General features: G+C 70.2%; 18 protein-coding genes. 3 read left to right on the top strand and 15 right to left on the bottom strand.

Translation table 11 applies throughout. The features are described 5' to 3' along the window. Nucleotides 1-67: 67 nt before the first annotated feature. The 3 genes from AC0L5F_RS12110 to purS form a co-directional block, all read right to left on the bottom strand. Nucleotides 68-1,456, bottom strand: coding sequence for a DEAD/DEAH box helicase (locus AC0L5F_RS12110; RefSeq protein WP_473313639.1), 1,389 nt, complete (start codon nt 1,454-1,456; stop codon nt 68-70). Nucleotides 1,457-1,634: 178 nt separating this feature from the next. Beyond that, nucleotides 1,635-2,324, bottom strand: a complete 690-nt coding sequence (gene purQ / locus AC0L5F_RS12105; RefSeq protein WP_473313638.1) for a phosphoribosylformylglycinamidine synthase subunit PurQ — start codon at nt 2,322-2,324, stop codon at nt 1,635-1,637. After that, entirely contained in the window at nt 2,321-2,566 is a 246-nt protein-coding gene (purS, locus tag AC0L5F_RS12100) for a phosphoribosylformylglycinamidine synthase subunit PurS (protein WP_473313637.1), read from the bottom strand. Before purS ends, purQ begins: the two co-directional genes overlap by 4 nt. 135 nt (nt 2,567-2,701) lie before the next feature. Between purS and AC0L5F_RS12095 the strand changes: the two genes are divergently transcribed. Beyond that, nucleotides 2,702-3,418 (top strand): lysostaphin resistance A-like protein, encoded by a 717-nt coding sequence (locus AC0L5F_RS12095; protein WP_473313636.1) that lies wholly within the window; start codon nt 2,702-2,704, stop codon nt 3,416-3,418. Here AC0L5F_RS12095 and AC0L5F_RS12090 read toward each other — a convergent pair. The 3 genes from AC0L5F_RS12090 to AC0L5F_RS12080 all read right to left on the bottom strand — a co-directional run bounded on the left by AC0L5F_RS12090 (nt 3,392) and on the right by AC0L5F_RS12080 (nt 7,319). Next, a complete protein-coding gene (locus AC0L5F_RS12090; protein ID WP_473313635.1) occupies nt 3,392-5,806 on the bottom strand; it encodes an AMP-binding protein in 2,415 nt (804 codons plus the stop codon). The two genes, AC0L5F_RS12095 and AC0L5F_RS12090, sit on opposite strands and share 27 nt — an antisense overlap. A gap of 193 nt (nt 5,807-5,999) precedes the next feature. Continuing rightward, nucleotides 6,000-6,698: a hypothetical protein gene (locus tag AC0L5F_RS12085; RefSeq protein WP_473313634.1), complete on the bottom strand. Its 699-nt coding sequence runs from the start codon at nt 6,696-6,698 to the stop codon at nt 6,000-6,002. A 66-nt stretch (nt 6,699-6,764) separates the two neighbouring features. Continuing rightward, nucleotides 6,765-7,319, bottom strand: coding sequence for an RNA polymerase sigma factor (locus AC0L5F_RS12080; protein ID WP_473313633.1), 555 nt, complete (start codon nt 7,317-7,319; stop codon nt 6,765-6,767). A gap of 44 nt (nt 7,320-7,363) precedes the next feature. On the opposite strand from AC0L5F_RS12080, the gene AC0L5F_RS12075 reads away from it, so the two are divergent. Next, nucleotides 7,364-8,275 (top strand): serine/threonine-protein kinase, encoded by a 912-nt coding sequence (locus tag AC0L5F_RS12075; RefSeq protein ID WP_473313631.1) that lies wholly within the window; start codon nt 7,364-7,366, stop codon nt 8,273-8,275. A 6-nt stretch (nt 8,276-8,281) separates the two neighbouring features. Here the strand turns inward: AC0L5F_RS12075 and AC0L5F_RS12070 are convergent, their stop codons facing one another. From AC0L5F_RS12070 to AC0L5F_RS12050, 5 genes are all read right to left on the bottom strand, one after another. Beyond that, nucleotides 8,282-9,148: a phosphoribosylaminoimidazolesuccinocarboxamide synthase gene (locus AC0L5F_RS12070; protein WP_473313630.1), complete on the bottom strand. Its 867-nt coding sequence runs from the start codon at nt 9,146-9,148 to the stop codon at nt 8,282-8,284. Between the two features lie 17 nt (nt 9,149-9,165). After that, entirely contained in the window at nt 9,166-9,540 is a 375-nt protein-coding gene (locus AC0L5F_RS12065; protein ID WP_473313629.1) for a DUF3592 domain-containing protein, read from the bottom strand. 9 nt (nt 9,541-9,549) lie between these two features. Then, nucleotides 9,550-10,980 (bottom strand): adenylosuccinate lyase, encoded by a 1,431-nt coding sequence (gene purB / locus AC0L5F_RS12060; protein WP_473313628.1) that lies wholly within the window; start codon nt 10,978-10,980, stop codon nt 9,550-9,552. A 25-nt stretch (nt 10,981-11,005) separates the two neighbouring features. After that, nucleotides 11,006-12,268: a phosphoribosylamine--glycine ligase gene (gene purD, locus AC0L5F_RS12055; protein ID WP_473313627.1), complete on the bottom strand. Its 1,263-nt coding sequence runs from the start codon at nt 12,266-12,268 to the stop codon at nt 11,006-11,008. Nucleotides 12,269-12,350: 82 nt separating this feature from the next. Then, the gene (locus AC0L5F_RS12050) at nt 12,351-13,640 is read right to left on the bottom strand and encodes an adenylosuccinate synthase (RefSeq protein ID WP_473313626.1); all 1,290 of its coding nucleotides are present in this window, start codon (nt 13,638-13,640) and stop codon (nt 12,351-12,353) included. 201 nt (nt 13,641-13,841) lie between these two features. On the opposite strand from AC0L5F_RS12050, the gene AC0L5F_RS12045 reads away from it, so the two are divergent. Then, on the top strand, nt 13,842-14,732 hold the full coding sequence (locus tag AC0L5F_RS12045) for a diacylglycerol/lipid kinase family protein (RefSeq protein ID WP_473313625.1): 891 nt from the start codon (nt 13,842-13,844) through the stop codon (nt 14,730-14,732). A gap of 97 nt (nt 14,733-14,829) precedes the next feature. On the opposite strand, the gene AC0L5F_RS12040 is transcribed toward AC0L5F_RS12045, so the two are convergent. The 4 genes from AC0L5F_RS12040 to AC0L5F_RS12025 all read right to left on the bottom strand — a co-directional run bounded on the left by AC0L5F_RS12040 (nt 14,830) and on the right by AC0L5F_RS12025 (nt 18,956). Then, nucleotides 14,830-15,234 carry a DUF3151 domain-containing protein gene (locus AC0L5F_RS12040; protein WP_473313624.1) on the bottom strand — a complete coding sequence of 135 codons (405 nt, stop codon included), beginning with the start codon at nt 15,232-15,234 and terminating at the stop codon, nt 14,830-14,832. Nucleotides 15,235-15,356: 122 nt separating this feature from the next. After that, nucleotides 15,357-16,325: a type IV toxin-antitoxin system AbiEi family antitoxin domain-containing protein gene (locus AC0L5F_RS12035; protein ID WP_473313623.1), complete on the bottom strand. Its 969-nt coding sequence runs from the start codon at nt 16,323-16,325 to the stop codon at nt 15,357-15,359. Nucleotides 16,326-16,494: 169 nt separating this feature from the next. Then, the gene (gene fbaA, locus AC0L5F_RS12030) at nt 16,495-17,514 is read right to left on the bottom strand and encodes a class II fructose-bisphosphate aldolase (RefSeq protein ID WP_473313622.1); all 1,020 of its coding nucleotides are present in this window, start codon (nt 17,512-17,514) and stop codon (nt 16,495-16,497) included. Between the two features lie 83 nt (nt 17,515-17,597). Further along, nucleotides 17,598-18,956: an FAD-dependent oxidoreductase gene (locus AC0L5F_RS12025; RefSeq protein ID WP_473313620.1), complete on the bottom strand. Its 1,359-nt coding sequence runs from the start codon at nt 18,954-18,956 to the stop codon at nt 17,598-17,600.

The following is an 18,956-nucleotide window of genomic DNA, read 5'->3' as shown; positions in this document are numbered from 1 at the left end:
CTCCTGCTGTGCAGACGGGGTTGTCTTCGACCATCTTGCCGGACAGGGAGTCGCGGTCAACCCCAGGTCAGGAGGCGGCGCGGCTGCGCCCGCGGTTGCCGCCGCCGGAGCGACTGCCGCCGCGGCGGTTGCCACCACCGCCGCCGCCCTGCGGACGACCGCCGCCGCGGTTTCCGCCACCGCCACGGTTGCCCTGCGGGCGACCGCCGCGGTTGCCCCCTCCACCACCGTTGCTCGCGCCACGTGCGGTGGAGACGGCCGGAGCCTCGGTCCCGGACGTGGTCAGCGACGCCGCGGTCATGGGCGAGGGAGCCGTCGAGGCGCGGTGATGACGGGCGGTGACGCCGGCCTTGTGCTGCAGCATCATGACGTCGCGCAGCGCCTCGGGCGTGGTCATCGTGACGACCGATCCCGACTCGCCGGCGCGGGCGGTGCGACCGGAGCGGTGCATGTAGGCCTTGTGCTCGGCGGGTGCGTCGTAGTGCACGACCAGGCCGATGCCGTCGACGTGGATGCCGCGCGCCGCGACGTCCGTCGCGACGATGACGCTCGCCTCGCCCTTGCTGAAGCGAGCCAGGTTGCGCTCACGGTTGCGCTGCGAGAGGTCACCGTGCATGTCGACGGCGTCGATGCCGTTCTGCGTCAGCTGGCGAGCCAGCCGGGTGGCACCGCGGCGGGTGCGCGTGAACACGATGCTGCGCGGGTTGGCGCTGAGCAGGGCGTACGCCGCCTTGGTCTTCTCGGTCGGCTCGCTGACCAGCACGTGGTGCTCCATGGTCTCGACCTGGTCGTCGAGCTGGTCGACCTCGAACAGGCTGTGCACCGGCAGGTGGCGCTTGACCAGCTTGTTGACGTCGCCGTCCAGCGTGGCCGACAACAGCAGCCGCTGGCTGGACTCCGGCGTCTTGGACAGCAGCGCGTCGATCGGCTTGTAGAAGCCGAGGTCGCACAGGTGGTCGGCTTCGTCCAGCACGGTGATCTCGATGTCGGCAAGCGTGATGCACCGACGATCGAGCAGGTCGGTGAGGCGGCCCGGTGTGGCGATGACGATGTCGACGCCGTTCTTGAGCGCGTTGATCTGCTTGTTGATCGGCACGCCGCCGTACACGGTGGTGTGCTTGAGGTTCATCTTCTGCGCGAGCGGCAGCAGGGCGGTGTGCACCTGGATGGCCAGCTCGCGGGTGGGCAGCAGGATCAGCGCGCGCGGCGCCTTGGGGCGGCTGGTGCGCCCTGCGAGGCGAGCGAGCACCGGCAGCCCGAAGGCGAGGGTCTTGCCCGAGCCGGTGCGCGCGCGGCCGAGCACGTTGCGGCCGTCGAGCGCGTCGGGGATGACCGCCATCTGGATGGGGCTGGGGGTGACGATCTGCTGCTGCGCGAGCTTGCGCACGAGGCCGTCAGGCAGGTTGAAGGACGAGAAGGTGGGCACGACAGCAGAGCTGCCAGCAGGCTGGTTCACGAGAACTCTCAGACGATTCGGGGGAGGATGCCCGAAGATCGAGTCTGCGCGGGATTCACGCGACGAGTCGGGCCGGAACAGCGCGAAAGTGCGCGTTCACGTTCCTGAACCTACCAGTACGTTGTCCGCCGCAACGAATCCTCGGGCCCGCACGGGCTGTGCGGTGCGTCACCGCCGGTCAGACGCTGGTGAGGGCCCGCACCGCCGACGTGAAGAACGCCAGGCCGTCGGTGCCCCCGTTGGGACCCGACGGACCGCACAGGTCCTCGACCGCGTGCTCGGGGTGCGGCATCAGGCCGACCACGTTGCCGCGCTCGTTGGTGATGCCGGCGATGTCGCGCATCGAGCCGTTGGGATTGACGTCGACGTAGCGGAACACGACCTGCCCCTCCCCCTCGAGCCGGTCGAGCGTCGCCTCGTCGGCGACGAATCCGCCCTCACCGTTCTTGAGCGGGATGGTGATCTGCTGGTCGAGCTCGAACAGCGAGGTCCACGGCGTGGAGGTGTTCTCGACGGTGAGCTCCTGGTCGCGACACACGAAGGTGCGGTGGTCGTTGCGGATCAGGGCGCCGGGCAGCAGGTGCGACTCGCACAGGATCTGGAAGCCGTTGCAGATGCCGAGCACCGGCATGCCGCCGTTGGCCGCCGCGACGACCTCGCTCATCACCGGGGCGAACCGTGCGATGGCACCGCAACGCAGGTAGTCGCCGTAGGAGAAGCCTCCCGGGAGGACCACGGCGTCCACACCCTTGAGGTCGGCGTCGCCGTGCCACAGGGCCACGGGCTCTCCACCGGCCAGCCGCACCGCGCGCTGGGCGTCGGTGTCGTCGAGGGAACCGGGGAACGTGACGACGCCGATGCGGCTCATGCGCCCTCGACCCGCACCGTGAAGTCCTCGATGACCGGGTTCGAGAGCAGGGTCTCGGCGATCCGGTGGATCTCGGCGAGGGTGCTCTCGGCGGTGTCGGCGACCTCCAGCTCGAAGCGCTTGCCCTGCCGGACGTCGACGACGGACTCGAATCCGAGGCGCGGGAGCGCCCCGTGCACGGCCTTGCCCTGCGGGTCGAGAATCTCCGGCTTGGGCATGACATCGACGATGACGCGGGCCACGGGCGCTCCTGGGTCGGGGTGTGCGGCCATCCTATCGACGCCCGCGGGCTCGACGTCATCGCACCTCGGCGGCGTCGGGGCCGGACCGCTAGCCTCGTGAGCAGGACCGGCCGAAACTCAAGGGGAGGACCGCTCGTGGCTCGACGCTGGCTCGACCAGTCGTTCCTCGGGCGCTCGCTGTGGCAGGTGGTCCCGCGCGACCATCGGCAGAGCAGCACCTCCCTGCGGCGACGCCAGGTGATCACCGTCGTCGTGGTGATCGTCGGCGCCGTCGTGCTGGGATTCTCGCTGCGCATCGAGCCCGGCAGCGCTTGGTTCTATCCCTCCTCGATCGCGCTGGCGCTGGTGTGGACCGCCGGCGCGTTCGCGTCCGGCCCCCTGCATCTCGGTCGGATCATCGACGAGGACGGCGTCGACCTGAAGCGCCCGATCCTGCAGCCGATCGCCATCGGCCTGGTCATGGCCGCCGTCTTCGCCGTCGGCGCCCTGATCGTGCGCCCGATCGACCCGTTGGCCGAGCAGGTCGGCAACGTGCTGCAGTTCGCCACCGAGGGCTCGCTGCCGATCCTCGCGATCATCACGGTGATCAACGGGATCGCCGAGGAGCTGTTCTTCCGTGGCGCCGCCTATGCCGCGATCACCCGGCACCCCGTGGTCTGGACGACCGTGGCCTACACCGTCGCCACGGCGGCCACCGGCAACATCATGCTCTCGTTCGCCGCAGCGCTGCTCGGCGTGGTGGTGGGTCTGCAACGTCGAGCGTCCGGCGGGATCCTCGCCCCGATCCTGACCCACTGCACGTGGTCCACCGCCATGCTGCTGGCGCTACCGCCGATCTTCGGCCTGCGCTGACCTCTCGGCCGCCGCTTCCTCGAGGGCACGCGCGACGGACTGGCGGTAGGTGAGCACGTCGCGCGGCACCACCTCGTCGATGGAGTGGTCGCTGACGACGACCTCGGTCGACATCGAGTCGATCAGGTTCTTGGCCGTCGTGGTGTCGACGTTGGTCACCAGGGCGATCCAGCGCGAGGACAGACCCGGACTGAGGACCGGCACGGTCCTGATGATGAGTCGGCGGCCGTGCATCTCCTCGGCCGCCTGCTGCATCATCTCCAGGTAGGTCACCCGGTCGGCGCCGCCGACCTCGAAGGTGCGGCCGATGGCGTCGGGGTTGTCGACCACGCCGGCGAGGTACGCGACGATGTCGCCGATGCCGATCGGCTGCGTGGGAGTGGCGGCCCACTTCGGCACCACCATGGCCGGCAGGTTCTTGACCAGCTGGCGGGTCAGCTCCCACGAGATGCCTCCGTGGCCCACCACCACGGCCGCCCGCAGGGCCGTCACCGGCACGCCCGACTCGGCGAGGAGATGCTCGACCTCACGGCGTGAGCGCAGGTGCGGCGAGAGGTCGTCGCCGTCGGCGCCGAGCCCGCCGAGGTACACGATCTGCTTGACGCCACACGCCGCGGCGGCGAGCCCGAAGGCGCGCGCGGCCTCGGCGTCCTTGCGCTCGAAGTCCTCGTCGTCGAGCGAGTGGATGAGGTAGACCGCGACGTCGACGCCCTCGAGCGCCGGCTCGAGGGTCCCGGCGTCGTGGACGTCGCCGCCCACGGCCTCGCCGGGACCGTCGTACGCCTCGGGCCGCCGCGTCATGGCCCGGACGTCGTGCCCGGCGTCGATCAGCTCCGGCACGAGACGCCCGCCGATGAATCCCGTCGCTCCGGTCACCAGCACAGTCGCCATGCGGTTCAGACTACGGGCGCACGACCCACCCCGCTCGACTGCGCAGCCGGGGGCTCTAGCCAGCTCGCGCTTGAGGATCTTGCCGGTGCTGGTCATGGGCAGCTCGTCGACGAACTGGACGGTGCGCGGGTACTTGTACGCCGCGAACTGCTCCTTGCCCCAGGCGACCAGGTCGTCCTCGGAGACGTCGTCGTGGTCCTTGTTCTTGACGACGACGGCCTTGATCTCCTCGCCGTGCGACTCGTGCGGGACGCCGATGACCGCGACCAGCGAGACCGCCGGGTGGCTCATCAGCACCTCCTCGAGCTCGCGCGGGTACACGTTGTAGCCGCCGCGGATGATCATGTCCTTGGACCGATCGACGATGTAGTAGAAGCCGTCGTCGTCGATCTTGGCCAGGTCGCCGGAGCGGAACCAGTCGTCGCGGATGGACTCCGCGGTGGCGTCGGGGCGGTTGTAGTACCCCTTCATGACGTTGTGACCCTTGATGGCGATCTCGCCCACGGCATCGGGCCCGGGCTCGACGTCGGTCCAGTCGTCGTTGATCAGCTTCATCTCCACGCCGGGGATCGGCTTGCCGATCGAGCCGACCCGCGGCTCCTCGCCATAGACCGAGAACGAGGCGACCGGCGACGTCTCGGACAGTCCATAGCCCTCGAGGATGGTGACGCCGAACTTGGCCTTGAAGTCCTTGTGGACCTCACCGGGAAGGGCCGATCCACCGGCGGCGGCGACCCGCAGGTTGTCGGCGATGGCACTGACGTCGACGTCGGGATCATCCAACGTGCCGAGCAGACCCCAGTACATCGTGGGAACGCCGGCGAAGAACGACACCTCGTGGGCGAGCATCAGGTCGAGGGCCGGCTTGGCCTCGAAGCGCGGCAGCATCACGACGGTGCCGCCGAAGGCGAACCCGCCGTTCTGGATGACGGTCTGCCCGAACGAGTGGAACAGCGGCAGCACGCACAGGTAGGTGTCGGGGTTGTCGGCGTCGGCGCCGAACAGGTCCTTGCCGGCGAGGGCGTTGTCGCGCATGTTGCGGTGCCGCAGCTCGGCGCCCTTGGGCTGGCCGGTGGTGCCCGACGTGTAGAGGATGACGGCCGTGTCGTCGTCGTCGGTCTCGACGGTGTCGAACGTCGGCGGCTGCTCGGCGACCAGCGGCGCGTAGTACTCCGGCGGCTCCAGGGGAGCCGGGGCGGCGGAGTCGAGCTTGATGAGGAAGAACTCCTCGCAGGTGTCGGTGGCCTGGAACCCCTCCCACGCCGCGTCGCCGATGGGCAGGTCGGCCGATCCCTCGAACGCGAAGTAGGCCTTGGCCTCGGAGTCGGCCAGGTGGTACGCCACCTCGCGCGGCTTGAACAGCACGTTGAGCGGCACCACGGTGGCACCGGCCTTGAGGATGCCGAAGTAGATGATCGAGAAGTACGGCAGGTTGGGGCAGCTGAGGGCGACCTTGTCGCCCTTGGTGATGCCGCGTGACGCGAGCAGGTTCGCCACCTGGTTGGCCGCGCCGTTGACCTGCGCGTAGCTGCAGCTCGGTGTCGCCGAACACGATCGCGGTGCGATCACCGTGCTTCGCGGTCGTGTCCTCCAGCAGTGCGGCCAGGTTTCCCACGGTGACTCCTCAGGTTCTGTGACGGGAGTCTCAGCCTAACGCGGGGACCGGAAGGACGCGGTCCGGGCGACGGCCTCAGCAGCCGTCGCGCATCAGGCTGGGCTTGCGGCCCCTGGTGACCTCGATGAACGTGACCACGTCGTTGTCGGAGACGGCGTCGGGCTTGGGATCGAACAGGAATCCGATCCAGGCATCGCCGTCGTTCACGAACAGACCTGTCTGCTGATAGCCGGCCGACTCGGGCCGACGGTCCGGGCCCAGCACCTTGCGGACGTCGGCGTACGAGGAGTTGATGCCCAGGCCGGACCGGGTCTTCGGCCCGCGCCCGAAGACGCCGATGGAGGCGATGGAGCCGTCACGGGCGACGAACAGGTCCAGGGCGTTGATGTAGTTCGAGGTCCACACCAACGGGTCGACTCCTTCGCAGACCTCCGAGGGCACGTCGGCCCTGAAGTACCCCGTCGCCAGCGCCTCCTGCTTGCTCATGCCCACCCGGACCGGGCCGACCGCACCGGTGTTGATCTGCAGGCTGCCGAGCGGCAGCGGCGAGGGGGTGGCGGCGGTCGGGGTGGCGGTCCTGCCCGACGGTTCAGGAGATGACTCAGATGGCGTCGACGACGCCGTGGGCGTGGGAGACGCGGTCGTCACCGACGGCGCAGCACGAGTCGGCGATGCCTCGGCGGCGTCGGACCTGACGGCCCGCACCGCCAGACCGGTGGCGGACCCGCCCACGAGGGCGGCGGCGACGATGCCGATGGCGAGCTGCTGCTTCATGATGACCTCCCGAACGCGGTCGACCCCGGCGGGGCGACCTCTGCAGACAGAGATGCCGTCGACGGTTCAGAAGTTGTCATGCACTCCCCAGACACTTCTGACGAACCCGCGTGCCGTGTGGATCCGCGCCTTGACGGTGCCCAGCGGGGCGTCGGTCAGCACCGCGATCTCGTCGTACGACAACGACCCGAGATCGCGCAGCACGAAGGCCTCGACGGTCTCCGGGTGCTTCTCGCCCAGCGCGTCGATGGCGTCGAGCAGGTCGATGCGGCTGCCGGCGATCACGCTGGTGGTGCGCGCGTCCGGGTTCTCGGGCAGGTCGCCGGTGGACTCCTCGGCGAACCGCCGCTTCATGGAGCGGTACGTCTGCCGTGCCGCGTTCGAGGCGATGACCGTGACCCAGCCGAGGAACGAGCCCCGTCCGGCGAAGTCGTCGAGGCGGGTGGCGATGGTCAGCATCGCCTCCTGGGTCGCCTCCTCCGCGTCGGAGTTGTACGGCAGGAATCGCGAGCAGCGCCGCAGCACCCGCGGCCTGACCCGGACCAGCAGCTCGTGCATCGCTCGGTCGTCACCGGCCTGCGCGCGGCGCACGAGAGCGTCGAGATCCTCTTCCGGGTCCATGTCCCCCACCCCCCGCTCGGATGCAGTGCGACGATACTGACGTGGTGTCCCAGATCGCACGGTACCGGCTCGACGAGGTCCACGGGTTCGGCGCCTTCGCCACCGTGTGGCGCGGGTGGGACCCCGATCTGCACATCGTCGTGGCGGTCAAGGTGCTGGCCGAGAACTGGGCCAACCACGCCGACGTGCGCGAGCGATTCCTCGCCGAGGCGCGCATGCTGCGCCACATCGATGACCCTCGGGTGGTCCGCGTGCACGACGTCGGCACGCACGAGGGCCGGCCGTACTACGTGATGGACTTCGTCGACGGCGGGACCCTCGCCGACCGGATCGCGGAAGGCCCCCTGCCTGCCGACGAAGGGCTGTGGCTCGCCGGCGAGGCGGCCCGTGCCGTGCAGGTGCTGCACGACACCGGCGTGCTGCACCGCGACATCAAGCCCAGCAACGTGCTGCTGGGCGCAGGAGACGAACGCGTGCTCATCTCCGACCTCGGCAGCGCCAAGCAGATCGCGGAGGCCAGCGGCATCACCGTCACCACCGGCACTCCCGCCTACATGTCGCCGGAGCAGGCCCGCGGCCACACGCTCGACGCACGGACCGACGTCTACTCCCTCGGCGTGCTCACCTACGAGCTGCTCACCGGGACCGCACCGTTCGCGACCGGTGACGTCGGCAGCCTGCTGTCGCGCACCCCGTCCGACCGCCCCGCGGCGGTGGCGCGCCCGTCCGGGCTGCCGGGCAGCATCGACCGCGTGATCGGCCGCGCCCTCGCCTTCGACGCGTCGGACCGGCCCGAGTCGGCCGCGGCACTCGCCGATGCCCTCGACGACGTGCGCGCGGGCACCCGGGTGCGCGGCTTCGGCCGTCTGCAGCACGGCATCCCGGTCGGGGTCGTGCTGGTGGCCAGCCTGGCCGCCTTCGCCAGCGCGGCCGCCGTCATCGTCTTCTGGCCCTGACGAGCGTCAGAAGGTCTCGCCGGTGAGCAGCTCGTAGGCCTCGACGTAGCGGGCCCGGGTCCGGTCGACGACCTCGGGCGGGAGCTCGGGCGGCGGGGCGTCGCCGTGGCGGTCCCAGCCGCTCTCGGGCGAGGTGAGCCAGTTGCGCACGATCTGCTTGTCGAAGGACGGCTGCACCCGGCCCTCGGCGTAGGAGTCGGCCGGCCAGAAGCGCGACGAGTCCGGCGTCAGGACCTCGTCGCCGAGGACGATGGCGCCGTTCTCGTCACGACCGAACTCCAACTTCGTGTCGGCCAGGACGATGCCGCGCTCGCGGGCGATCTGCTCGGCGCGTGCATAGACGGCCAGCGTGAGGTCGCGCAGGGCCGCTGCGTCGTCGGCGCCGATCGTGCGCACCACGTGGTCGAAGTCGACGTTCTCGTCGTGCTCGCCCATCTCGGCCTTGGTGGCCGGGGTGAAGATCGCGGACTCGAGGCGACTCGCCTCGACCAGCCCGGACGGCAGCGCGACGCCGCACACCTGTCCCGTCGCCTGGTAGTCGATCAGGCCCGATCCGGTGAGGTAGCCCCGTGCCACGCACTCCACCGGGAACATGTCGAGGCGTCGCACCACGAGCGCTCGCCCCCGCACCACGTCCGGGACGTCGGTGGACACCACGTGGTTGGGCACGAGGTCGGCGAGCTGGTCGAACCACCACAGCGACATGCGGGTGAGGATCTCGCCCTTGTCGGGGATGGCCGGCGACAGTGCGAAGTCGTAGGCCGAGATGCGGTCCGACGCGACCATCAGCAGGTCGTCGGTGCCGGTCAGGGTGTACAGGTCGCGGACCTTGCCGGAGTGCAGGTGGGTCGCGCCGGGGATCTCGAGGGCCACGACGTCAGCCTAGGGCGTCAGCCGAACACCACGAAGGCCACCGCGGCGGCTGCCGCGAAGACTCCGCCGAGCAACCACATCGAGCGGACCACCGACGCCGCAGCACGGTCGGCCTCGACCAGACGTGCGCGGGTGGCGTCGACCGGATCCACCAGCACCTCGACGTGCTGGCCGACCTCGTACGACGGGTCCAGGGTGCCGCGAAGGGTGACCCGGCGGCCATCGGGGGTCACGTACATGACGCGCTGGGGGCGCTCGGCGTCGACGACCGTGCCGGTGACCCGGTTCCAGTGCTCGGGCAGGGTGCCGACGTTCTGTCGTGCGCGCGCGCCCCACGCCACGAAGACGGCGGCCAGCGCGGCGAGAAGCAGCGGAATCAGCTCGAGGCCCATGTCAGGCCGTCACAGGATCGAACCGGGCGTGTAGGCCGCGGCCTCGGGATGATCGGCCACCAGCTTCTCGACGGCGGCCACCACCGCAGCGACCTGGCTGCGGGCGGCGCCGGTGAACTCGATCGGCTCGGCGACCAGGCTCTCGAGGTCGGCCTCGGTGAGGCCCAGGCGGTCGTCGGCGGCCAGCCGCGCGAACAGGTCGTTGTCGGCAGCGCCCTGCTCGCGCATCTCCAGCGCCACCGCCACCGCATGCTCCTTGACCGCCTCGTGCGCCGCCTCTCGACCCACTCCCCGACGGACCGCCGCGATGAGGACCTTGGTGGTGGCGAGGAACGGCAGGTATCGATCGAGCTCGCGCTGGATGACGGCCGGGAACGCGCCGAACTCGTCGAGCACCGTCAGGAAGGTCTCGAACAGTCCGTCCGCGGCGTAGAACGCGTCGGGCAGCGCCACGCGGCGCACGACCGAGCACGAGACGTCGCCCTCGTTCCACTGGTCGCCGGCCAGTTCGCCGACCATCGAGACGTAGCCGCGCACGATGACGGCCAGTCCGTTGACGCGCTCGCACGAGCGGGTGTTCATCTTGTGCGGCATCGCGCTGGAGCCGACCTGGCCGGGCTTGAAGCCCTCGGTGACGATCTCGTTGCCGGCCATCAGGCGGATGGTGGTGGCCAGGTTCGACGGCGCCGCCGACAGCTGGGCCAGGGCGGTGACGACGTCGTAGTCGAGCGAGCGCGGGTACACCTGGCCGACGCTGGTCAGCACGGTGTCGAAGCCCAGGTGGGCGGCGACGCGCTGCTCGAGCTCGGCCAGCTTGCCCTGGTCGCCGTCGAGCAGGTCCAGCTGGTCCTGCGCCGTGCCGACCGGGCCCTTGATGCCGCGCAACGGGTAGCGGGCCACGAGGTCCTCGATGCGACGGACGCTGACCATCAGCTCGTCGGCGACCGTCGCGAAGCGCTTGCCGAGGGTGGTGGCCTGGGCCGCGACGTTGTGGCTGCGTCCGGCCATCACCAGCTCGGCGTGCTCCGACGACAGCCGCCCCAGGCGCGCGAGCGCCGCCACCGCGCGGTCGCGCATGACGTCGAGGGAGGCGCGGATCTGCAGCTGCTCCACGTTCTCGGTGAGGTCGCGCGACGTCATGCCCTTGTGGATGTGCTCGGAGCCGGCGAGTGCGGCGAACTCCTCGATGCGCGCCTTGACGTCGTGGCGCGTGACCTTCTCACGCTCGGCGATCGACGCGAGGTCGACCTGATCGACGACGGCTTCGTGCGCCTCGATGACGCCGTCCGGGGTGTCGACGCCGAGGTCCTTCTGCGCCTTCATGACCGCGATCCACAGCTGGCGCTCGAGGACGATCTTGTGCTCCGGCGACCAGATGCGCACCAGCTCAGGGGACGCGTATCGGGCGGCGAGGACGTTGGGTGTGGTCACGCCCGCCATTGTCCCACCCGTCCTCGTCGAGGGGTCAGGTCCCCGCGGGGTGTGAGCTGTCGGCCGCCGCTCGGGCGATGTCGGTGCGGTGCTGGGCGCCGTCGAAGCTGATGGCGGCGACGCCGGCGTAGGCGCGCTCGCGAGCCTCGGCGAGGTCGGCTCCGGTGGCCGTGACCGACAGCACGCGGCCGCCGGCGGTCACGAGCCGTCCGTCGACCTCAGCCGTCCCGGCGTGGATCACGTCGACGCCGTCGATCGCATTGGCGTCGTCGACCCCGGTGATCTCGTCGCCCTTGCGGGGCGTGTCCGGGTAGCCGGCCGACGCCATGACCACGGTGATCGCGGACTCGGCGGCCCACTGCGGCAGGCCAACGTCGCCGAGCGTGCCCGTGGCGGCACCGTGCAGCAGCGCCGACAAGGGGGTGCGCAGCAGAGCCAGCAGCGCCTGCGTCTCGGGGTCGCCGAAGCGGGCGTTGAACTCCACGACCTTGACGCCTCGACCGGTCAGGGCCAGACCCGCGTAGAGCAGACCCTGGAACGGCGTGCCGCGACGGGCCATCTCCTGCACGGTGGGCACCAGCACCCGGCGTGACACCTCGGCGACCAGGTCGTCCGGCGCCCAGGGCAGCGGGGTGTAGGCCCCCATGCCGCCGGTGTTGGGTCCCTCGTCGCCGTCGAGCGCGCGCTTGAAGTCCTGCGCCGGCTGCAGGGGCAGCACCGTCTCGCCGTCGGTGATGGCGAACAGCGACACCTCGGGTCCGTCGAGGAACTCCTCGATGACGACCCGCCCGCACTGCGCGGCGTGCTCGAGCGCCTCGGCGCGGTCGTCGGTGACGACGACGCCCTTGCCTGCAGCCAGTGCGTCGTCCTTGACCACGTAGGGGGCTCCGAAGGAGTCGAGCGCGTCCTCGACCTGCTCGGTGGTCTCGCACACGTGGGCCATCGCGGTGGGCACCTCGGCAGCCGCCATGACCTGCTTGGCGAACGCCTTGGACCCCTCGAGCTGGGCCGCTGCGGCGGTGGGTCCGAAGCAGGCGATGCCTGCCTCACGCACGGCGTCGGCCACCCCGGCGACCAGTGGCGCCTCGGGGCCGACGACCACGAGGTCGACGCCCAGGCGCAGGGCCAGCTGCGCCACGGCCTCGCCGTCCATGGGGTCCACGTCGTGCACCGGGGCGAAGGCCGCGATGCCCGGGTTGCCCGGGGCTGCGTGCACCTCGCTGACCTGCGAGTCGCGCGACAACGAGAGTGCCAGCGCGTGCTCGCGCCCGCCGGTTCCGATCACGAGGGTCTTCACGATGATCGAGCCTAGGGCAGCCTGCCCATCGGTCAACGACCCGGCGGGTCCCCCGCGGGGGTGCGGTCAGTCGGGGCGAGGATCAGAGCAGGTCGTGCAGCACGATCGTCTGCTCGCGGTCCGGACCGACGCCGATCGTCGAGATGCGCGCGCCGCTCATCTTCTCCAGCGCGCGCACGTAGTCCTGCGCGGTCTGCGGCAGGTCCTCGAACGTGCGGCAGCCGGAGATGTCCTCGTGCCAGCCGTCGAAGTGCTCGTAGATCGGCTTGGCGTGGTGGAAGCCGGTCTGCGTCATCGGCATCTCGTCGACACGCTCACCGTCGACGTCGTAGGCCACGCAGACGGGGATCTGGTCCCAGCCGGTGAGCACGTCGAGCTTGGTGAGCACGAAGTCGGTGACACCGTTGATGCGGGCGGCGTACCGCGCAATGGGGGCGTCGTACCAGCCGCAGCGTCGCGGGCGGCCGGTGGTGGTGCCGAACTCGGCACCGTTCGCGCGCAGCCGCGCGCCGTCGCCGTCCTCGTCGAACAGCTCGGTGGGGAACGGTCCCTCGCCCACCCGGGTGGCGTAGGCCTTGACGATCCCGATGACGCGGGTGATCTCCTTGGGCGCGATGCCCGAGCCCGTGCACGCGCCGCCGGTAGTGGCCGAGGACGACGTGACGAACGGGTAGGTGCCGTGGTCGACGTCGAGCAGGGTGGCCTGACCGGCCTCGAGCAGCACGGTCTTGTCGGCGGCGAGCGCCTCGTGCAGCAGCAGCGGGGTGTCGGCGACCATCGGGCGCAGCCGATCGACGTACGACAGCAGCTCGTCGACGATCTCGTCGACCTCGACGGCGCGGCGGTTGTAGATCTTGGTGAGGATCTGGTTCTTCAGGTCGAGTGCACCCTCGACCTTCTGCCGCAGGATCTTCTCGTCGAACAGGTCCTGGATGCGGACGCCGATGCGGTTCATCTTGTCGGCGTAGGTGGGGCCGATGCCGCGGCCGGTGGTGCCGATCTTGCGGCTGCCGAGGAAGCGTTCGGCGACCTTGTCCATGGTGCGGTTGTAGTCGGCGATGACGTGGGCGTTGGCGCTGACCACCAGCCGCGAGGTGTCGATGCCGCGCTCCTCCAGGGCGTCGATCTCCTCGAACAGCACGGACAGGTCGACGACCACCCCGTTGCCGATGACCGGGACGCAGCCGGGGCTCAGGATGCCGCTGGGCAGCAGGTGCAGGGCGTACTTCTGGTCGCCGATGACGACGGTGTGACCGGCGTTGTTGCCGCCGTTGAACTTGACGACGTAGTCGACCCGACTGCCGAGCAGATCGGTCGCCTTGCCCTTGCCCTCGTCACCCCACTGGGCTCCGACGATGACCACTGCAGGCATGTGCTTGCACCACCTAGACACGCGACAAGCCCCGGATTCTCGGGGCTCTTACGACCTCACTCTACCCGAAACGGGCTGTCTCGTGCGCGCGTTCGTCCGGGGACGAGGCCGATTCGCCGGCCACCGCACACGACTGTCGTGACAGCGGCCCGGGATCGCCGACCACACCATCTCGCCGCGGACCCGTAGTCTGACGGCCTCATGACGTCACTTCTCGCGATCGCCAATGCAGACGCCGGCACGGCCGACGACGACGCGGTCGATGCGGCGCTCGAGGTGCTGAAGAACGACGTCGAGGTCGACCTCGTGCGCACGGCGTCGCCTGAGGACCTCGCGGAGGCCTTGTCGAACCATCCCGACGTCGACGGGGTCGTGGTGCTCGGCGGCGACGGCAGTCTGCACGCCGTGGTCGCGGCCCTGCGATCCGCCGATCGGCTCGACGACGTCGTGGTCGGACTGATCCCGCTCGGGTCGGGCAACGACTTCGCCCACAGCCTCGGGCTGCCGCTGGAGCCCGACCGCGCGGCGGCGGTGGTCACCGGTGGTCGCACGCGGGCGATCGACCTGATCATCGACGGTGACGACGACGTGGTGGTGAACGCCGCCCACATCGGCATCGGCGCGGAGGCGGCCGCGGCGGCACGACCGTGGAAGAAGGCGCTCGGGCCGTTGGGCTACCCGATCGGCGCTGCCCTCACCGGGTTGCGCGGCCTGATGCAACCGGGTGCGCGTCTGCACATCGAGGTCGACGGCACGGCGCTGCCCCGCAAGCGTCCGGTGATCCAGGTGGCTGTCGGCAACGGACGCTACGTCGGCGGCGGCGCGCCCCTTCTGCCGCAGGCCGACGTGTCGGACGGCCAGCTGGACGTGTCGGTCTCGTACACCGAGTCGCCGCGACGACGGATCGCCTACGCCTTCAGCGTGCGCCGCGGCGACCACCACCGTCGCGACGACGTCGTCTACGTGCGAGGTTCCCGGGTCACGGTGACCGGCGACGCCCTGCGCTGCACCAGCGACGGTGAGCTGGTCGAGGCCGCCACGCGGCACAGCTGGACCATCCAGCCCGGCGCGCTCCAGATGTACGTCCCCTGACGCACCCCCTGCGGTTTACCAGCAGGCCACGGATTGTCGTCACTCCTCCGGGTGAATTTCCCAGCAGGAGTGACGGCTTGCCGAGGGGTGTCGTGTCCTACTTCACCAGCTCGGCGTAGGCCTCGGGACTGGACTCGTGGAGGAACTCACGGCAGCGGTGCGCCTCGGCATCGTCACCCAGGCGCACGGACGCCTCGGCGAGCGCGGCGAGCGACCGCAGGAACGGCTGGTTCGGCTCGTGCGACCACGGCACCGGGCCGTAGCCCTTCCAGCCGTTGCGACGCAGCAGATCCAGCGAGCGATGGTAGCCGGTGCGCGCGTACGCGTAGCCCTCGAGATCGCGGCCGTCGTCCAACGCGGCCTCGGACAGCGCGATCCACGCGAGCGCGGAGTCAGGGTGCAGCGACGCGACGTTCTTCGGATCACTGCCCTCGGCCATCTCGGCTGCCCCGGGGTCGGCCGGCAGCAAGGTCTCGGGCGGCTCGCCCAGCAGGTTCGTCATGCCCCCACCCTACGAACCACCCCGTTGTCGGTTTACCAGCAGGCCACGGAAAGTCTTCACTCCTCCGGGCAAATTTCCCCGGAGGAGTGACCAGGTCCCGGGAGGAGTGGCTGCCGCCGGCGTCAGGCCGCTGCGAAGATGTGGCGCGAGCGCTTGATGTCGCGCAGGATGCGGGCCGCCGTCGTGGCTCGACGATCAGGCGCCAGGTCGCTCCAGGTCCACCGAGAGACACCGAAACCGGCGCCACGGATGCGGTCCTCGCGGAGCTTCTCGTCGACCAGCACTGTTCCCCGCTCGTCGGCGTCGTAGGGATTGAGGCGGCCGTACTTGAACAGGCCGTCGAACTCACCGACATGCCGCTCGTCACGCCACGTGAAGTCCGTGCGCGCCAGCTCCCGACCTCGCTCGTCGAGGACACGCACCTGTGTCGCGGGCTTGGGCACGCCCTCGCGCCAGAACATGAACATCGACCGCGACTCGCCCACCGACTCGCATCCCGGATCGACAAGGCGCAGCGCGAGTCGCGCATGCCGGCCGCCCGGCCATCGTTCGAGCCGATGCGCCGTCTCCACCAGCTCCTCGAGGCACCCGGTTCGCCGTGCCACCGCATTCATGACCACCAGCCCGGACTCCGTGCCGCTGATCGATGCCGACTCGAAGGCCGCTCGGGGAGCTCTGGTGACGCGCAGGCCGTCGATCTCGGTGACGTCGGACTCATCGATCCCGCCGACGTGGTACTGAACTCCGGCCTCGGTACGCCCGTGGGTGCCATCCATGCGCGTCACGTGGACCTGCGAGAGATCGAGCCCGTACGACTCGGGCGCGTGGGCCAGGGCCGCGGAGTGGTGGCTCAGCACGACTCCCGGGCCGAGCTTGTCGATGACGGAGCGAGCGGTGAGCACGTGGAGCTGCTCAGGGGTCATCGCCCGCACGTCGGAAGCGAGGCCGTAGGTGCCGTGTCGCAGTCTCGTGACGAGACCCGCCCGGAGCGCCGCGCGAAGGTCGGCGTCGCTGGCGCCGTGCTCGATCAGGTCGGCCCTGAACAGGTATCCGCGGCGTCGGTCACACAAGATCTTGACGAGTTCGTCCACTGGTCGACCGTCGCCGACTCTTTCGCCCCGGGGGCATCCCGAGGTGCCGATGTGGATGACGCGTCGCGAGCTGCCGACTTGTGGAGATCACATCTACCGGCAAACCGTCACTCCTCCGGGCGAATTTCCCCGGAGGAGTGAAGACTTGCCGTGGCCTGCTGGTAAACCGTCAGAGGCGGGTGCCAGCCGAGCGGAGGTTGGCGCAGGCTTCGGCGACGCGGGAGGCCATGCCGGCCTCGGCGGCCTTGCCCCAGGCGCGGGGGTCGTAGGCCTTCTTGTTGCCGACGTCGCCGTCGACCTTCAGGACGCCGTCGTAGTTGTCGAACATGTGGCCGACGACGGGGCGGGTGAAGGCGTACTGCGTGTCGGTGTCGACGTTCATCTTGACGACGCCGTAGTCGACGGCCGCCGAGATCTCCTCCGGAAGCGATCCGGAGCCGCCGTGGAAGACGAGGTCAAACGGCGCGTCCTTGCCGTACTTCTCGCCCACGACCTGCTGGGCCGTCTTGAGCACCTCGGGTCGCAGCTTGACGTTGCCGGGCTTGTAGACGCCGTGCACGTTGCCGAACGTCAGCGCCGTCAGGTAACGCCCCTTCTCGCCGACGCCGATGGCCGCCGCCGTGGCGAGCGCATCCTCGGGCGTGGAGTACAGCTGCTCGCCGGCACCACCCTCGACACCGTCCTCCTCGCCACCGACGACACCGATCTCGACCTCGAGGATGATGTTGGCAGCGGCGCAGCGGGCCAGCAACTCCTGGGCGATCTCCAGGTTCTCCTCCAGCGGCACCGCGGATCCGTCCCACATGTGCGACTGGAAGTACGGCAGGCCGCCGGCCTTGACCCGCTCCTCCGAGGCCGCGAGCAGCGGGCGCACGAAGCCGTCGAGCTTGTCCTTGGGGCAGTGGTCGGTGTGCAGGGCCACGTTGACCGGGTACTTCTTGGCGACCTCGTTGGCGAACGCCACGAAGCCCAGCGAGCCGGCGACCATGTCCTTGACCGTGGGGCCCGACCAGTACTCGGCGCCACCGGTGGAGACCTGGATGATGCCGTCGCTCTCGGCCTCCGCGAAGCCGGCCAGTGCCGCGTTGAGGGTCTGCGAGCTCGAGACGTTGATGGCCGGGTAGGCGAAGGACTCGCTCTTGGCCTTGTCGAGCATGGCGGCGTAGACCTCGGGTGTGGCGACGGGCATGAAGCGCTCCTGCAGTGTGGTGTGGAGGTGTGGTTCGGCGGTCGGAGCCGCCAGTATTCCAGTTGGTCCGGTCTACCCGCGAGTCACGAGTCCAGCTTCTTGACCACCGCGCGGGCGGCCACCTGCACCGGGCTCCAGACCGACCCGAACGGTGGCGCATAGGCGAGGTCAAGCATGACGACGTCGTCGACGCTCATGCCGGCGGCCAACGCGGTGCCCACGACGTCGATGCGCAGCGCCGCGTCCTCGGCCCCGACGATCTGTGCCCCGAGCAGCCGGCGGGTGCTGCGGTCGGCGACCATCAGCACGGTCATCTCGGCGGAGCCGGGCATGTAACCGGCGATGTTGGTGGTGACCACGGACGCGACGACCGGGTCGAAGCCGGCGTTCTCGGCCTGCTGCACACCGAGACCAGTTCGCGAGATCTCCAGCGCGCAGAACTTGGTGATGGCGGTCTGCACCACACCCGGGAAGGTCAGCTTCTCCGGGACGTCGAGCACGCTGGCGGCGATCGAGTCGGCCGCGACCATGCCCTGCTTGTTGGCGTGCGTGCCGAGCGCGAGGTGCACCGCGTCGCCGGTGACGCGATCGGTGGACGCCACGCAGTCGCCCGCGGCCCAGATGTCGTCATGGCCCACCACCCGCTGGTGCTGGTCGACCATGATCGCCCCCTTGGGCCCCAGGGGGAGCCCGACCTCGGCGGCCAGCGCCGATCGGGCCGTGACGCCGAGGCCGAGGATGACCAGATCGGCGGGAATGGAGTCGCCCTCGACCTCGACGGCCCTGACCCGGCCGTCCTCGAGGGTGAACCCGGTAACCGGGGTGCTGGCCATCAGGTGGATGCCGCGGGCGCGCATGGCGTCGGCGATCTGCTCGCCGAGCTCGGCCTCCACGATCGGCAGCGGGCTGTCGGCCATCTCCACCACGGTGGTGTCGAATCCGCGGGTGACGCAGGCCTCGGCCATCTCCAGGCCGATGTAGCCGCTGCCGACGACCACCACGTGCCTCGGCTGGTGCACCATCGCGTCGAGCACGGCCTGGCCGTCGGCCAACGACTGCACGCCGAGGATGCCCTCGCCGTCGATGCCCGGCAGGTCGGGGCGCACGGGCTCGGCACCGGTGGCGATGACCAGACGGTCGTACGACACGGGGTCGCCGTCGGCCAGGGCGAGCGTCTTGGCCTCGACGTCGAGGCCCGTCACCTCGGTGTCGGTGCGCAGGTCGATGCCGTTCGCGCGGTGCTCGTCGGGCGTGCGCGCCACGAGGTCGTCGGCGGAGTCGACGTCGCCCGCGATCCAGTAGGGGATGCCGCATGCGGAGTACGAGGTGCGGTCCGTGCGCTCGAGCACGATCACCTCGTGCTCGTCGGGCAGCGTGCGCCGCAGGTTCGAGGCGACCGTCGCACCCGCTGCGTCGCCTCCGATCACCACCACTCGGGACAT

This window comes from Aeromicrobium sp. 10G20-16 (assembly GCF_055809665.1).
This window is presented reverse-complemented; position numbering and strand designations above follow the sequence as displayed.

Bases quoted from the DNA above. Each gene is read 5' to 3' on its own strand.
- purQ (WP_473313638.1), bottom strand. From the start codon at position 2,324: ATGAGCCGCATCGGCGTCGTCACGTTCCCCGGTTCCCTCGACGACACC.
- AC0L5F_RS12040 (WP_473313624.1), bottom strand. From the start codon at position 15,234: ATGACGAACCTGCTGGGCGAGCCGCCCGAGACCTTGCTGCCGGCCGAC.
- AC0L5F_RS12050 (WP_473313626.1), bottom strand. From the start codon at position 13,640: ATGCCTGCAGTGGTCATCGTCGGAGCCCAGTGGGGTGACGAGGGCAAG.
- AC0L5F_RS12025 (WP_473313620.1), bottom strand. From the start codon at position 18,956: ATGTCCCGAGTGGTGGTGATCGGAGGCGACGCAGCGGGTGCGACGGTC.
- purB (WP_473313628.1), bottom strand. From the start codon at position 10,980: ATGGCGGGCGTGACCACACCCAACGTCCTCGCCGCCCGATACGCGTCC.
- AC0L5F_RS12045 (WP_473313625.1), top strand. From the start codon at position 13,842: ATGACGTCACTTCTCGCGATCGCCAATGCAGACGCCGGCACGGCCGAC.
- AC0L5F_RS12080 (WP_473313633.1), bottom strand. From the start codon at position 7,319: ATGGACCCGGAAGAGGATCTCGACGCTCTCGTGCGCCGCGCGCAGGCC.
- AC0L5F_RS12085 (WP_473313634.1), bottom strand. From the start codon at position 6,698: ATGAAGCAGCAGCTCGCCATCGGCATCGTCGCCGCCGCCCTCGTGGGC.
- AC0L5F_RS12065 (WP_473313629.1), bottom strand. From the start codon at position 9,540: ATGGGCCTCGAGCTGATTCCGCTGCTTCTCGCCGCGCTGGCCGCCGTC.
- fbaA (WP_473313622.1), bottom strand. From the start codon at position 17,514: ATGCCCGTCGCCACACCCGAGGTCTACGCCGCCATGCTCGACAAGGCC.